Here is a 14,640-nt window from a genome sequence, read left to right as displayed (position 1 = left end):
TATATACAAAAGGAGTGTAGATAAGCGAATAAACATCCGCTTTTCTACACTCCTTTATTTATATTAGCGTTTTGCTACAATATGAATTGGATTGCCAAGTAATACTTCAGCAGCTTCCATTGTAATTTCCCCTAATGTTGGGTGAGCATGGATTGTTAGTGCAATATCTTCAGCCGTCATACCAGCTTCAATTGCTAAGCCCATTTCGGCGATCATATCAGATGCACCCGCACCAATGATTTGAGCACCAATTAATAAGCCATCTTCTTTACGAGCCACTAACTTCACGAAACCTTCTGTTTGGTTTAATGCAAGAGCGCGACCATTTGCTGCGAATGGGAACTTCGCTGCAGTATATTCGATGCCTTCTGCTTTTGCTTGTTCTTCGTTGTAACCAACTGTTGCCATTTCTGGATCTGTAAAGCATACAGCAGGTACAGCAAGATAATCAACAACTGATTTTTCACCAGCAATCGCTTCAGCAGCAACCTTACCTTCGTAAGATGCTTTATGTGCAAGCTGAGGACCTGCAACAATATCACCAATTGCATAGATGTTTGGAATATTTGTACGACATTGTTTGTCAACATTAATTAGACCACGTTCACCAAATTCAACACCGATTTCAGCAAGGCCCATTTCATCTGTATTTGGACGACGACCTACAGTAACTAATACATAATCAGCTTCAACTTTTTTCTCTTCTCCGCCAACCTCATAAGTTACTACTACGCCGTTTTCAGTTTCTTCAACGCCTTTTGCAGATGCGTTAACTTCAATTTCAACGCCTTTCTTTTTAAGGCCTTTTTTCACGATTTGCGTCATTTGTTTTTCGAAGCCAGCTAAAATATCTTTGCCACCTTCGATAATTGTTACTTGTGAGCCAAGATTTGCATATGCTGAACCCAGCTCTGTCCCAATATAGCCGCCACCGATCACAACTAATTTACCAGGTACTTCTTGTAAAGAAAGAGCACCTGTAGAATTGATAACACGCTCAGAGAATTTAAATGTTGGGATTTCCACTGGACGAGAACCCGTTGCGATAATAACATTGTTAAATGTGTAAGTTTGAGCAGATTCACCATTGATGATACGCACTGAATGAGCATCAACGAAATACGCTTCCCCTTGTACAATTTCAACTTTATTACCTTTAAGTAAGCCTTCAACACCGCCAGTTAATTTTTTAACAACGCTGTCTTTAAATGCTTGTGCTTTTGAAAAGTCTAATTTCACATCAGAAGCGATGATTCCCATGTCGTCTGAATGTTTAGCTTGCTCAAAACGATGACCTACTGAAATTAATGCCTTTGATGGAATACAGCCTACGTTTAAGCACACACCACCAAGTACATTTTTTTCAACGATTGTTACTTTTTGGCCAGTTTGAGCTGCACGAATTGCTGCTACATATCCTCCAGGACCTGAACCAATGACAAGAGTATCTGTTTCGATTGGGAAATCTCCTACTACCATTTTTGTTACGCCTCCATTAATAATAATTCTGGCTCACTTAACAAACGCTTTAAGTGATTTAAAGCATTTTGTGCAGTGGCTCCATCGATCATACGATGGTCAAAGCTCAATGATAATGCTAACACAGGTGCGGCTACAATTTCACCATTTTTTATTACAGGTTTTTCTGAAATTCGACCAATCCCTAGAATAGCTACTTCAGGATGATTAATAACTGGCGTAAACCATTGTCCTCCCGCAGAGCCGATATTTGTAATCGACATAGAGGCACCCTTCATTTCATGCGGTGCAAGCTTGCCTTCACGAGCTTTCGTTGCTAGTTCATTAATTTCATTTGATACTGCAAAAACAGATTTACGATCTGCATGCTTAATCACTGGAACGAGTAAGCCTTTTTCTGTATCCGCTGCAATACCGATATTATAGTAATGCTTTTGAATAATTTCTTGTGTTGCATCATCTAATGAGCGGTTAAATTCTGGGAACTCGCGTAAAGTTGAAATAAGTGCTTTCACTACATATGGTAAGTATGTTAATTTAACACCTTTTTCGGCAGCGATATCTTTGAATTTTTTACGATGTGCTACAAGAGCTGTTACATCGACTTCATCCATTAGTGTAACATGTGGAGCCGTTTGTTTCGAGTGTACCATTGCTTTAGCAATCGCTCTGCGAATACCTGACATTTTTTCACGAGTCTCTGGGAAATCCCCTTCAAGAACTACTGGTGCTGCTGGTGTAGACGTTTCTTGTTGAACTGTTTCTTCTGATGTTTCATTATTTGCAGTTTCAGCCTCTACAGTGCCGCCACCTTTTAAGAAGCTTTCAATATCTTCTTTTAGGATTCGACCGTTTTTGCCTGTACCCTTCACTTCACGAATATTTACATCGTTATCACGTGCAAATTTACGTACAGAAGGCATCGCAATCACGCGTTTTGTTTCATCGACTACTGTCTCCACTTTTTCTGGAGCTTTTTCAGGGGCTTTTTCTGGTGCCTTTTCCTCTTTAGCAGGAGCTTTTTCTACGTTCTGACCAGATTCAGCAGTTGCTTGAACTTGTGCCTCTGTTTTTGCTTCGGCATGATCGTCACCTTTTAGCTTTAAATCTTCATAGCCAGGTGCGTCTAATCGGATTAAAACATCGCCAACTACGGCAACTGTTCCTTCTCCTACTAAAACTTCCTCTACTGTTCCTTCAACTGGTGAAGGGATTTCTACTACTGCTTTATCATTTTGTACTTCACAAAGAATATCGTCTTCTTTTACTGTATCTCCAGCTTTAACGAACCATTTCACAATCTCGCCTTCGTGAATACCCTCGCCAATATCCGGTAATCTGAATTCAAATGCCATGTGTACCCATCCTTTCTATTTACTGTTGTTCAAGTTTAGAAGCTTTATTAGAATGTTAAAACTTTTTTCGCTGTTTCCATTACATCTTTGTAGTTTGGTAACCAAACACCTTCAGCTTGTGGGAATGGGTACACAGTATCTGGTGCAGCCACACGAAGAACAGGAGCCTCTAAGCTTAAAATTGCGCGCTCTGTAATTTCTGCTACTACATTTGCAGCGATACCTGCTTGTTTTTGCGCTTCTTGGACAACGATTGCACGACCTGTTTTTTCAACTGATGCGATAATTGTTTCCACATCAATTGGTTGAATTGTACGCAAGTCAATAACCTCTACAGAATGTCCTTCTTTTTCTAGTTCTTCTGCAGCCTTTAAGCTTTCATGAACCATTAAACCGTAAGCAACAATTGTTAAATCAGTACCTTCACGTTTTACATCCGCTTTTCCTAGCGGAATTTCGTATGCTTCCTCAGGCACTTCTTCACGGAATGAACGGTATAGTTTTAAATGCTCTAAGAAAATAACTGGGTTGTCATTACGAATAGAAGAAATAAGTAAACCTTTTGCATCATATGGTGTTGATGGAACAACAACTGTCAATCCTGGTTGTGCTGTCATTAAGCTTTCTAAGCTATCTGAGTGCATTTCAGGTGTATGCACACCACCACCAAATGGTGAACGGATTGTTACTGGAGCATTGTATACACCACCACTACGGTAGCTCATACGTGCTAGCTGGCCACTGATTGAATCCATTACTTCATAAACGAAACCGAAGAATTGAATTTCAGGAACTGGACGGAATCCTTGAAGAGAAAGGCCAACTGCTAAGCCACCAATACCTGATTCTGCTAATGGTGTATCAAATACGCGGTCAACCCCAAATTCTTTTTGTAGGCCTTCTGTCGCGCGGAATACCCCACCGTTGACACCTACATCTTCCCCGAATACAAGAACGTTTTCATCATTCTTTAATTCTGTGCGAAGTGCATCTGTAATTGCTTGAATCATCGTCATTTGTGCCATAGGTTATTTCGACTCCTTCTCTTTATAGATTTCATACTGTTCTTTTAGATTTGATGGCATTTCGCCTTTATACATGTTTTCCATTAACTCTGTTACTTTTTGTTTGGGAGCAGCATCTGCTTTTTTGATTGCTTCTTTAATTTCTTCTTTTGCTCGCTCAATTACCGTCTCTTCTTTCTTCTCATCCCATAAACCTTTTGCTTCTAGGTATTTACGGAAGCGAACTAGAGGATCTTTTTGAGCCCATTCATTATCTGTATCAGAAGTACGGTAACGAGTTGGGTCATCCCCAGCCATTGTATGAGGACCATAACGGTAACACATTGTTTCAATTAATGTTGGACCTTCACCATTCACCGCGCGCTCACGAGCATCGCGAGTTGCCACATAAACTGCAAGCGCATCCATTCCATCTACTAAAATACTTGGTAAGCCTGCTGCTACACCTTTTTGTGCAATCGTTTTCGCAGCTGTTTGTAATTCACGAGGTGTTGAAATTGCATACTGGTTATTTTGTACGATGAAAATCGCTGGAGATTTAAATGCACCTGCAAAGTTAATGCCTTCATAAAAGTCTCCCTGAGAAGAACCACCGTCACCTGTATAAGTTACTGCAACAGCTTTTTTCCCACGTTTTTTAATACCAAGTGCTACCCCAGCAGCTTGAATATATTGTGCACCGATAATAATTTGTGGAGCTAAAACGTTTACACCTTCAGGAACCTGATTCCCCATGAAGTGACCACGTGAGAATAAAAATGCTTTTTCAAGAGGTAAGCCATGCCATACGATTTGCGGTACATCACGGTAACCTGGTAAAATCCAATCTTCTTGCTCTAATGCAAAGTGTGAGGCAAGCTGAGATGCTTCCTGACCTGCTGTAGGGGCATAGAAGCCTAAACGACCTTGACGGTTTAGTGAGATTGAGCGTTGATCTAAAATACGTGTATAAACCATACGCGTCATTAACTCAACAAGTTCCTCATCTGATAATTTCGGATCTGCCTCTTTATTTATAATTTCGCCTTCTTCATTCAAAATTTGAAACATTTCAAACTTATCTTCGATTTCAGTTAGCGTTTGTTTAGCATCAAAAATATTATTGTTTTTCTTGCTCATTTGTCACATCTCCCTTTCAGCTGTATTAAAATAAATCACCTTTTTAACTAGTACAACTTATTCTTGACACCCAGTATACTGAATAAAATACTGTCGGTCAATCATATATTATGGCTATAAACAAAGATTTTCTCTAAAATAGCACTTCAACTCCACTGTCCTATACTGTACTAATAATATCTTAAATCTGTATTATAACAACTTATTTAAACCTTATAATTCTTACGTTTACCTATGGCTATTCCACTAGTAGAATACCCTATTCTTGAAAATCTAATAGCATTAGAAAAACATTTTGAGTATATTCAAATAAGTTCTTTTTTCATGTGATTGTTTTCAGACGTGATGTATACTTATATGTAAGGCACTACAAAGTTGAAAGGAAGATTATTATGATTTTAATGGATGATATTGTCCGCGAAGGTCATCCGACTTTACGCATCAAAACGGAAGAGGTTAAATTCCCTCTGACAGATGAAACAAGACAGCTTGCAGAAGATATGCTTCAATATTTAATCAACAGCCAAGATCCTGAAATAGCGGAGGAATATAATCTGCGTAGTGGCATTGGCTTAGCGGCTAATCAGGTCAATAGCTTACAACGTATGTTTGCTCTGCATTTACCAGATGAAAACGGTGAACAATTAAGCTTTGTCGCTATCAACCCCAAAATTGTAAGCCACTCCGTTGAAAGTACATATTTGTCAGCAGGAGAAGGCTGCCTTTCTGTTGATCGTAATGTTCCTGGATATGTACCACGTTATGCTCGCATTACAGTAAAATTTAAAACAATTGATGGTGAAGAGAAAAAAATGCGCCTGAAAGGATTACCTGCCATCGCCTTTCAACATGAGTTAGATCATTTGAACGGTATTATGTTTTACGACCGTATCAATGAAAAAAACCCATTTGCAGAAATTCCAAATTCCATCCCTTATGAGCGTGACTAAATACAGCAACCTTGGCAGTTTATAATTTTACTTCTGCCAAGGTTGCTGGTGTTTTAGCTATCCGTGACTTTTGTAAGACTATCCATCACTTTAGGCGCTCTATCCTCTGCTTTATTAGGGCTATCCACCAGTTCAGGTATTCTATCCACTTCTTTTGAGGCTATCCATCACTTTAAATATTCTATCCGCTACTTTATTAACACTATCCATCAGTTTGCATTAATAACATCAATCAATGCTGATAGCTCTTGCATCGTTTCAATCGTATAATGAGCGCTCGTTTCCTCAAATATACGTTTTGTTTTTTCAATGACCTGATGCTGTTCCTCTGAAGTCAAGGCATGAAATTCTTCTTCAGAAAGTCCCATCTCAGAGCTACCAATAATCACGCCCACTGCCCAGACACCTGCATTTAAGGCTTCCTTTATATCTGAGGTTGTATCACCAATTTTGACAACTTGCTTTGTTGATATCGATCCTAATGCCTCCATATTTTTAAAAATCATATAGGGATAAGGTCGCTCTTTATTGCTCACCTGTGCTGGGGTCAGTCCTCTGGTAAACTGCTACTAGTTGCTTCTTTAATTTTTATCCAGCAGTTAAGACTCCTACTAACTGAAGTTTCATTTATATAATAGCTAGCTTACGCATTATTTTGGCGAGTCCGTCCTGATCCACATGATCGGCAATATGATGCGCAACTTCCTTTACACGCTCATGTCCATTTCCCATCGCAACACTTGTACCAACCGCTTGCAGCATCTCAATATCATTGATACCATCTCCAAAAGCTGTAGCCTCCTGAAATGTAACACCCATTCTCTCAAGAACCTTTTCAATACCAAGTGCCTTTGAGCCGCCCTTTGGCAATATATCACAAGAATAACGATGCCAGCGCACAAATTGGACATTTGGGAACGCGTCGCAATATAAGGGCTCATCTTTTTCTTCCATAAAGATCAGTGTTTGATAGACAGCATTATGCATATAATAAGATGAGTCTAATACTGGATACGGATATTTAAGTGTATTTAAGCTTTCCGCTACCATATTATGGTCGCCAATAGACGCAATCATACGTTTATCATCTAAAAATACTACAGGCTCATTACGTGCCTCACCAAAGGCAATGATTTTAGTCAACTCCTCTTTTTCAATACCACTTGTATAGACAACCTCACCTTTATAGACAACATACTGTCCATTGAAGGTAACATACGTATCTATAGCCAACTCTTCTAATAAGGGCTCAATCATAAATGGTGCACGTCCTGTAGCAATTGCGAGTTCATAGCCCCTGTGACGAGCTTCCAGAAGAGCTTCTTTTGCAGATGCAGGTAGTTTTTTTTCACTATTATAAAGTGTACCATCTACATCAAAAAATAAAATTTTACTCATTTTACTATCCCTCTCTATAAATATTATTCATTCAAGGTAAATGACTTTACATAGAGTGCAAATTCTATTATAATGATCCTAAGGAGTGATGTGCCATGATGAAGAAACTAAAACGGAAACTGTTGAAGCAACTTCGCGGCATACTCGGAAAAAAGTCAATTGCCTAACATTTGCCCTTCAAATATTGAAGGGCTTTTCTTTATTTTAGAGGAACTGCATGATAATATAAAGGAAATGCATTTATTTGGCTATACACAACCACTGTCTCACTGCTTCCTATCTAGTTTTAAAACATAGTGCACAGTTGAAGCATTGAGATACAAGTATTACAAATGTATATTTCTTCTGTTAAAGAAATTCATTGTTTTCTTGTAGCACGTGTGTGGTAGTAGTCAATGGTGCAAGAAAATTGTACGCAATTAAAGGAGAGCAAACTATGATTTACAAAGTTTATTATCAAGAAAATGCAAATGAAATTCCAGTTCGCGAAAATACTAAAAGTCTATACCTTGAAGCTGCTTCAGAACGCGAAGTACGTCAAAAGCTAAAAGACCGTAACTACAACATCGAGTTCGTTCAACTGCTTGAAGGTAACTATTTAGAGTACGAGCAAGCAAGTGCGAACTTCGTCTTGGAGGAAATTTAACAAACATGAAGTTTGTTAAAAATGACCAAGCAGCTGTTTTCGCACTCGGCGGACTGGGCGAAATCGGCAAAAACACTTACGGCGTTCAATTTCAAGATGAAATCATTTTAATTGACGCTGGCATAAAATTTCCAGAAGATGATTTACTCGGCATCGACTACGTTATTCCAGATTATACGTATTTAGTACGCAACGTCGATAAAATCAAAGGACTGTTTATTACACATGGACACGAGGATCATATCGGTGGTATTCCCTATCTTTTACGTCAGGTAAATATCCCTGTCTATGGTGGTAAGCTTGCACTTGGCTTACTACGTAATAAATTAGAAGAGCATGGCCTATTACGTACAACAAAGCTTATTGAAATTAAAGAAGAGGATGTCATTAAGTTTAGAAAAACATCGGTTAGCTTCTTTAGAACAACACATAGTATTCCTGATGCATATGGAATTGTGGTCAAAACACCTCCTGGTAATATCGTTCACACAGGTGACTTTAAATTTGACTTTACACCAGTGGGCGAACCAGCCAACCTAACAAAGATGGCTGAAATTGGACGAGATGGCGTACTTTGCTTACTATCAGATAGTACAAATGCTGAAAAGCCTAATTTCACTATGTCAGAGCGTACGGTCGGCAAGAGTATTGATGAAATTTTCCGTAAGGTGGATAGCCGTATTATTTTTGCAACATTTGCGTCAAACATTCATCGTTTACAGCAAGCAACAGATGCTGCTATAAAATACGGCAGAAAAATCGCTGTCTTCGGACGTTCCATGGATAATGCCATTACCATTGGCCGCGAGCTCGGCTATATTAATGCTCCGAAGGATACATTTATTGATGCCCAAAGCATTAATCGCCTTCCTGCAAACGAAGTCATGATTTTATGTACAGGCTCTCAAGGTGAACCAATGGCTGCCCTATCACGTATTGCCAATGGTACACATCGTCAAATTCAAATACAGCCTGGCGATACAGTTGTCTTTTCGTCATCGCCCGTTCCAGGCAATACGGTGAGCGTCAATAAAATTATTAATTTATTGTTCCGTGCTGGTGCAGAAGTAATCCATGGTGCATTAAACAATATTCATACATCTGGACATGGCTCACAAGAAGAACAAAAATTAATGCTTCGTTTAATGAAGCCTAAATTCTTTATGCCTATCCATGGTGAATTCCGTATGTTAAAAATGCATACACATCTAGCAGAAGATTGCGATGTACCAATTAACAATACATTTGTTATGGAAAATGGTGATGTACTGGCATTGAGTGCCAATGAAGCGCATGTAGCTGGCCGTATTCCATCTGGTGATATTTACATTGATGGGAATGGTATTGGCGATATCGGCAATATCGTGTTGCGTGATCGTCGCATACTTTCTGAGGAAGGCTTAGTTATTGTTGTTGTAAGTGTTGATATGGAACATCAAAAAATTGTCTCAGGTCCTGATATTATTTCACGTGGCTTTGTCTATATGCGTGAATCAGGTACAATGATTAATGAAGCACAAAAAATGCTTAATCGTCACCTAAATGAAACAATCCAAAACAAAACACCTCAATGGACAGAACTAAAAAATGAAATTACAGATGTTTTAGGTCCATATTTATTTGAAAAAACAAAACGTCGACCAATGATCTTACCGATTATTATGGAGATTTAATATTCTAACAGAGAAGCTATCTGAACAGTTATGTTGACATCATTGCTCAGATAGCTTCTCTTATTTTATAGGTTATTTTCCTCTGATTTGACTTTAAATTTTGATACTGCATGAGCCAATCTGCCAATCACAAAGGACGCACGTTCAGAATCAAAGCGAGCTTGTTTTATTTGATTCATCATATTTTCAGCTGCTTGTGATACTTGAGCAACAATATCCACATTTTTTTCACTACTCGTTGCGATAGAGTGGATTATATTTTTCATTTCTTCTATTTCGTGATTTTTGGTTGTAGTAGACGATAGCTCCATCAGCATAGCATGTACACCACTTATAAAGTTTGCACCTTGCTCCACCTCAACACTACTGGCTTTAATAGATTGTTGGATAGCAGTTGAACTATTTTCAATAAGTCGCAATGTACTATGAATGGCTTCTGTGGCATTTTTGGTTTGCATGGATAGCTTGCGTATTTCCTCTGCTACCACTGCAAAGCCTGCCCCATGCTCACCAGCCCTTGCTGCCTCGATAGAAGCATTTAGCGCTAACAAATTTGTTTGTTCAGCAATGGCCTGAATCGATAAGACAACACCACTAATACTATCAGCTGCCTGTTGAAATGTAACAGTAAGTTGAGATGTAGCTTGTACTTTATCGACAACTTTTGTCATTTCCTTATTAATATCCGCTACCTGCTGTTGAGCTAATTTTAATTGCTTCTCTGCCCCTACTTCTATAGTGTCTATTTTTTCCTGAATTTCTTCAATATGTCCCATTGCTTGTTGAACATTGTATAGCTGATCTTGAATGGCAGTGTCCATTTCTTGCATGTGTTTTTTAACAATCAGTGAATCTGTTTCTACATACATTGTGCGATTTTGTAATTCTTGATTAGTGATCTCAACATCACTTGAAGAGCTTTGCACTTTTGCTAATAACCCTCCCTGACTATCAACAAAGTTATTTAAAGCCCGAGCCATATCACCAACTTCATCACGGGTCAGCATGCTTTCTGGTGTACGAATCGTTAAATCACCAGCACCCTCAGCAATCTTTTGTACCATTTTTGTCATATTCTCCAGCTTGGTTGTTATGGGTGCTAAACGCTTTTTGACAAAATACCAAGCCCCTATAGCACCATAGACAATATGCATACAAAATATTAGACTACTTGGTAACTGCAACCACAATAATAATTGAAAAAGGATAATGTTCATTAATATAAAGGCTAAAAAGCTACTTGCTAATTGAAAGCCAATCGATCGTTCATGATATACTTCTTGTAAATCTGCTTCACACATAATGCCCCATTCATCTGGAGAATGCGGCAATCGAAAAATTCTTCCACTACCTACAACTGGTACATGTCGATAATCAATATAGCCCGGAAAATGAACATTTATATGTTGGCCATGTTGGATTGTACTAGTGATTCCTGCATGTAGCTTTTTAGTGGCAGGATTTATAAACAATAATTCAAGCTCTGTATGATTGCTTACCTCAACCTTATGTCCATGTTTCGTCTCAATACCCGACTTTAAGTTAGCACCAGGGGCAAAGGTGCCGTCCTCAAATCGACTACGCGAAAGTGCTACGCCAGCAGATATAGAAGCATCAAACTTTGAGGAAGCCATAAACAAATAGTTATCACCTGATAATGGATAGATATGACCAGCCTCACGTTGTATCAAATCGCCTAAAACATCATTAGGTACACGTGCAACTAATACGCTATGAAGTTGTTCATGATCTAAAACTGGTTGTAAAAATAATAAGGTCACTGCATCATGAAAGCGAGAGGATCTAGCACCGATTTTCTCGGTTAGAGGGTCAATAAATGGTCCATATAATAAGGGCTGCTTAGTTGTTATTACCTGATGAATTGCCTTTGTTAACATTTGCTTGTGTAAAACATCATATTGTTGACCAATATGATCTATGTAACTGGATGCGAATACAATAAATTCCTCATTCACTAAAAATAGTTCTGTAAAATATGTACTTTTTTCTTTTGATTCCTGTAAAAAAGAGTTAAGCAAGGACGGTGGGGTTTGAATAATTACCTGTGCTCTATTTTCGAGTGAGAGCCATCGATCATTTGCCCAGTTAGTCAGTAAATCTACTCTTGTTTTCGCAATACTTACAAACACCTCCTCTTTCATATTTAGCGTTTTTTTATTCAACTGATAATTCCACCATAAATGTATTTTTTCTTTTATTGATGTCCATCTAAATAAATTCATATTAATCACTCCTTTTTATGTAATATAAACTAACACGAAATATCTAAATCATTTTAAAAACGATTGAAATAATGAACAAATGATAGCATATATAACATATCAAATAAATATTTTTAAAGAACTTTCTGAAAATAATCGCACTATTTTATGACAAAGTGATTAGTTACCACTAAATAAGATTGAATCTTATTTTTCAATGATGAAACTCTTTCCTCCTTCATAAAAAATGCTAAAGCGTTGACTTAACAGCGCTTTAGCATTTTTCTATTGTTAACAAAAGTAGTCCTGCTATTTTAAAATGCTCGCTTTATTCTTATCACAAGCATCTTATTATGATGTATCTAAAGTAGTTGCTCTCTTTTTTCTGTAAAATATCGATACTTCCCACAGCACCCCACTTCAATGAAGTAATCACACTTACTACAACAAACATTACACCAGCGATGGCAGTGAATCTGGAAGCATGTTGAAGTCTTTCTTTATTGGTGTTGGTCGCCTAACTTCTTATTTACTTTTTTAAATGTGTCGTTACTTTGATAATCATCTACTCCCTCTAAATAAGTAATTACAGTGTGTGATTTGTAAACAGGAATCTCCCCGTTATTAAACAATCATACCCAGCATTTTTCCTATGTTTTAGCAGAACAAAAGTCTTCACAAAGCTCAATCGATTTGTTACGAATTGTTTTTTATCCGTCCTCTGATAAAACTGATTTTGCAAGCATTCATTTCCTCCTATCTACTTTTACAAACATTTTTTATTGTCGTTCGCCAAAAAGTAATAAAACATCCAAGACTAAATTAAACAAAATTGAATACAACTTGTTTATTTTTGAAACCTCTTTTTTAGTTTTGCGTATATAGTACTATCAACATCAAAAGGAGCGTTTTTATGCTGGATAAAATTCTTCATTCTCTACTCAACGTGAAATCCAAACGTCGTTATTCTTCATCGAGCAGCCGTCGCAGCTATTCCCAACGGCATAATTATTATGGGCATAAGCACTATAAACGTAAGTCACGTAAAAGTTCACGTAGCTTTTTCAGCTCGAGAAGTTTCTTTAGTAGCTAATGTGGTGGAAACATTTATTCGAAAAAAACTTTGATCAAACAGTCCAACGTTTTATAGTAGAGCATTCAGATTTTACATTTAAAGCATTCCTTGGCTACGGCTCATATGGTCGTGCTTATCTAATTGAAGCAAGCTCTTCTCAACAACAATTTGTGTTAAAATGCTTGCGCCCTAAACATCGTCGCCATCAGAAAACGATTGCTAAATTTAAGCAGGAAAGTGATATATTGCAGCAATTATCACTGCCCTACGTTCCGTCTATTCATATGACAGGAACGATTCAAGGTCTGCCCTTTTTTATCATGGACTATATCAATGGGCAAACCTTCGAACAGCTTATTTTTCAAAATGGCACAAAGTTTACTAGGACACAGTCACTCGCTATTACCAAACAGCTTTTAACACAAATTATTGCTATACACAATCATGGTATTGTACATCGAGATTTACGTATTCCTAATATTTTACTAGTCAATAAGCAATTGCATATTATTGATTTTGGTCTTGCTACCACTTTCAAAAGAAATATTGATCTTACGACGATTGACAATCCTAAACAAGCACAAAACCACATTAGTGATCTTTACTTTGTTGGTCATTTTTTATTGTTTTTACTTTATTCCAACTATGAACCAAGCAGCCAAAAAGAAAAAGCCTGGCAGCATGAATTAAATTTGCCAGTTGAAGTCAAAGATTTTCTCGAACGATTACTCTGGATTCAAGAGCCTTTTCCGAATGCATCTGAGGCTCTTCATTCTATGCCATACTAAAAAATCGAATTGTTCACTAATACAGGGTGAACAATTCGATTCTGCTACTCAAATATGGAAGTATTTTGCACTTACATAAGCAATCCAGTTATAGGCTGGGTCTGCACGTAGATTTTCAATTAAACCTTTAATAATGGCTTTACCATAAGTCGGATTTTCTACTTGTTGCTTTAATAGCTCAAGGGATTCTCTTTCAATAGAATCCTCTGTAAGGTCTGTGCTTTGCTCCATTAATTGCAGCAAAGCATCCTTTGTGATTTCCTGCTCATAGGGTTTCGCAATCAATGACACAAAACCTTCTGTAATAAAAGGAATTGTCGTATAACGTGCAATAATATCTGTCTTTTCTGCTAAAGATTTGGCTAATTGCTCTAAATCCAGAGGCATATCTGAAAAAATAAAAAGCTCAGCATAGCTCTTCATAAATCCTTTGATGCAGTACATCACATCATATTTTGTGTCTTGAAGCTCATCCCCATAAAGCTGTTCAAGCATGTAAATAATTGATGTCGACATCTCTGCTTCATAGGCTGTTATTTTATCAAATAGCTCTTTTTTTACGATAAAGGCCTTTTCATTCAGAAATACACGTGCTGATGCAGAATGTTCCTTAAATGCCTGAAAAATACTTTTATAAAATTCAACCAATATTGTTTCTTTGTTAGACGCACATTTGACTACTTGGTCAATATCTATGATAAATTGTTGTAAGTAGTAGTCCACTATCGACATCATAAGCTCATCTTTTGTTTTGAAGGACAAATAAAACGCACCCTTTGAGATCCCACAACGTTCTGTAATTTGCTGGACAGAAGTAGCTTCAAATCCTTGCTCAGAAAAGAGTTCTGAGGCTTTCTCCATAATTAATTGCTTTTTTAACATATTTTTAATTCTCTCCTAATGCATTTCG

Annotated in this window: 13 protein-coding genes; 5 read left to right on the top strand and 8 right to left on the bottom strand. The window is 37.6% G+C overall.

Going from position 1 to position 14,640, the window contains the following annotated elements; genetic code table 11:
- Positions 1-63 precede the first annotated feature (63 nt).
- From lpdA to pdhA, 4 genes are read right to left on the bottom strand one after another with little or no spacing between them, the layout of a single operon-like run.
- Entirely contained in the window at positions 64-1,479 is a 1,416-nt protein-coding gene (gene lpdA / locus MHB44_RS04855) for a dihydrolipoyl dehydrogenase (protein WP_053993768.1), read from the bottom strand.
- Positions 1,480-1,484: 5 nt separating this feature from the next.
- Complete coding sequence (locus tag MHB44_RS04850; RefSeq protein ID WP_341301783.1) at positions 1,485-2,834, bottom strand: dihydrolipoamide acetyltransferase family protein; 1,350 nt, start codon at positions 2,832-2,834, stop codon at positions 1,485-1,487.
- Positions 2,835-2,881: 47 nt separating this feature from the next.
- A complete protein-coding gene (locus MHB44_RS04845) occupies positions 2,882-3,859 on the bottom strand; it encodes an alpha-ketoacid dehydrogenase subunit beta (RefSeq protein WP_004224734.1) in 978 nt (325 codons plus the stop codon).
- A gap of 3 nt (positions 3,860-3,862) precedes the next feature.
- Positions 3,863-4,978, bottom strand: a complete 1,116-nt coding sequence (gene pdhA / locus MHB44_RS04840; RefSeq protein ID WP_341301782.1) for a pyruvate dehydrogenase (acetyl-transferring) E1 component subunit alpha — start codon at positions 4,976-4,978, stop codon at positions 3,863-3,865.
- 392 nt (positions 4,979-5,370) lie between these two features.
- Between pdhA and def the strand changes: the two genes are divergently transcribed.
- Positions 5,371-5,928, top strand: coding sequence for a peptide deformylase (gene def / locus MHB44_RS04835; RefSeq protein ID WP_341301781.1), 558 nt, complete (start codon positions 5,371-5,373; stop codon positions 5,926-5,928).
- A 209-nt stretch (positions 5,929-6,137) separates the two neighbouring features.
- Here def and MHB44_RS04830 read toward each other — a convergent pair whose 3' ends face one another.
- Positions 6,138-6,434 (bottom strand): hypothetical protein, encoded by a 297-nt coding sequence (locus MHB44_RS04830; RefSeq protein ID WP_341301780.1) that lies wholly within the window; start codon positions 6,432-6,434, stop codon positions 6,138-6,140.
- A gap of 121 nt (positions 6,435-6,555) precedes the next feature.
- Positions 6,556-7,326: a Cof-type HAD-IIB family hydrolase gene (locus MHB44_RS04825; protein ID WP_341301779.1), complete on the bottom strand. Its 771-nt coding sequence runs from the start codon at positions 7,324-7,326 to the stop codon at positions 6,556-6,558.
- 436 nt (positions 7,327-7,762) lie between these two features.
- On the opposite strand from MHB44_RS04825, the gene MHB44_RS04820 reads away from it, so the two are divergent.
- Complete coding sequence (locus MHB44_RS04820) at positions 7,763-7,972, top strand: DNA-directed RNA polymerase subunit epsilon (RefSeq protein WP_341301778.1); 210 nt, start codon at positions 7,763-7,765, stop codon at positions 7,970-7,972.
- 5 nt (positions 7,973-7,977) lie between these two features.
- Positions 7,978-9,645 carry a ribonuclease J1 gene (gene rnjA, locus MHB44_RS04815; RefSeq protein ID WP_341301777.1) on the top strand — a complete coding sequence of 556 codons (1,668 nt, stop codon included), beginning with the start codon at positions 7,978-7,980 and terminating at the stop codon, positions 9,643-9,645.
- Between the two features lie 65 nt (positions 9,646-9,710).
- Here the strand turns inward: rnjA and MHB44_RS04810 are convergent, their stop codons facing one another.
- The gene (locus MHB44_RS04810) at positions 9,711-11,888 is read right to left on the bottom strand and encodes a methyl-accepting chemotaxis protein (RefSeq protein ID WP_341301776.1); all 2,178 of its coding nucleotides are present in this window, start codon (positions 11,886-11,888) and stop codon (positions 9,711-9,713) included.
- Positions 11,889-12,780: 892 nt separating this feature from the next.
- Between MHB44_RS04810 and MHB44_RS04805 the strand changes: the two genes are divergently transcribed.
- The gene (locus MHB44_RS04805; RefSeq protein WP_341301775.1) at positions 12,781-12,960 is read left to right on the top strand and encodes a hypothetical protein; all 180 of its coding nucleotides are present in this window, start codon (positions 12,781-12,783) and stop codon (positions 12,958-12,960) included.
- Complete coding sequence (locus tag MHB44_RS04800) at positions 12,960-13,730, top strand: protein kinase (protein ID WP_341301774.1); 771 nt, start codon at positions 12,960-12,962, stop codon at positions 13,728-13,730. Before MHB44_RS04805 ends, MHB44_RS04800 begins: the two co-directional genes overlap by 1 nt.
- Positions 13,731-13,778: 48 nt before the next feature.
- Here the strand turns inward: MHB44_RS04800 and MHB44_RS04795 are convergent, their stop codons facing one another.
- On the bottom strand, positions 13,779-14,612 hold the full coding sequence (locus MHB44_RS04795; RefSeq protein ID WP_341301773.1) for a TetR/AcrR family transcriptional regulator: 834 nt from the start codon (positions 14,610-14,612) through the stop codon (positions 13,779-13,781).
- Positions 14,613-14,640: the final 28 nt, after the last annotated feature.

It is taken from the genome of Lysinibacillus sp. FSL H8-0500, from assembly GCF_038051955.1.
GTDB lineage: Bacteria > Bacillota > Bacilli > Bacillales_A > Planococcaceae > Lysinibacillus > Lysinibacillus macroides.
Note: the sequence above shows the minus strand (reverse complement) of the source record. Positions and strands in the feature narration are given on the sequence as shown.

What these genes read in the sequence shown, in the direction of transcription:
- rnjA (WP_341301777.1), top strand. Translation starts at nt 7,978, where the DNA reads ATGAAGTTTGTTAAAAATGACCAAGCAGCTGTTTTCGCACTCGGCGGA.
- MHB44_RS04805 (WP_341301775.1), top strand. Translation starts at nt 12,781, where the DNA reads ATGCTGGATAAAATTCTTCATTCTCTACTCAACGTGAAATCCAAACGT.
- MHB44_RS04820 (WP_341301778.1), top strand. Translation starts at nt 7,763, where the DNA reads ATGATTTACAAAGTTTATTATCAAGAAAATGCAAATGAAATTCCAGTT.
- MHB44_RS04830 (WP_341301780.1), bottom strand. Translation starts at nt 6,434, where the DNA reads ATGATTTTTAAAAATATGGAGGCATTAGGATCGATATCAACAAAGCAA.
- lpdA (WP_053993768.1), bottom strand. Translation starts at nt 1,479, where the DNA reads ATGGTAGTAGGAGATTTCCCAATCGAAACAGATACTCTTGTCATTGGT.
- MHB44_RS04810 (WP_341301776.1), bottom strand. Translation starts at nt 11,888, where the DNA reads ATGAATTTATTTAGATGGACATCAATAAAAGAAAAAATACATTTATGG.
- MHB44_RS04800 (WP_341301774.1), top strand. Translation starts at nt 12,960, where the DNA reads ATGTGGTGGAAACATTTATTCGAAAAAAACTTTGATCAAACAGTCCAA.
- MHB44_RS04845 (WP_004224734.1), bottom strand. Translation starts at nt 3,859, where the DNA reads ATGGCACAAATGACGATGATTCAAGCAATTACAGATGCACTTCGCACA.
- MHB44_RS04795 (WP_341301773.1), bottom strand. Translation starts at nt 14,612, where the DNA reads ATGTTAAAAAAGCAATTAATTATGGAGAAAGCCTCAGAACTCTTTTCT.
- MHB44_RS04850 (WP_341301783.1), bottom strand. Translation starts at nt 2,834, where the DNA reads ATGGCATTTGAATTCAGATTACCGGATATTGGCGAGGGTATTCACGAA.
- pdhA (WP_341301782.1), bottom strand. Translation starts at nt 4,978, where the DNA reads ATGAGCAAGAAAAACAATAATATTTTTGATGCTAAACAAACGCTAACT.
- def (WP_341301781.1), top strand. Translation starts at nt 5,371, where the DNA reads ATGATTTTAATGGATGATATTGTCCGCGAAGGTCATCCGACTTTACGC.
- MHB44_RS04825 (WP_341301779.1), bottom strand. Translation starts at nt 7,326, where the DNA reads ATGAGTAAAATTTTATTTTTTGATGTAGATGGTACACTTTATAATAGT.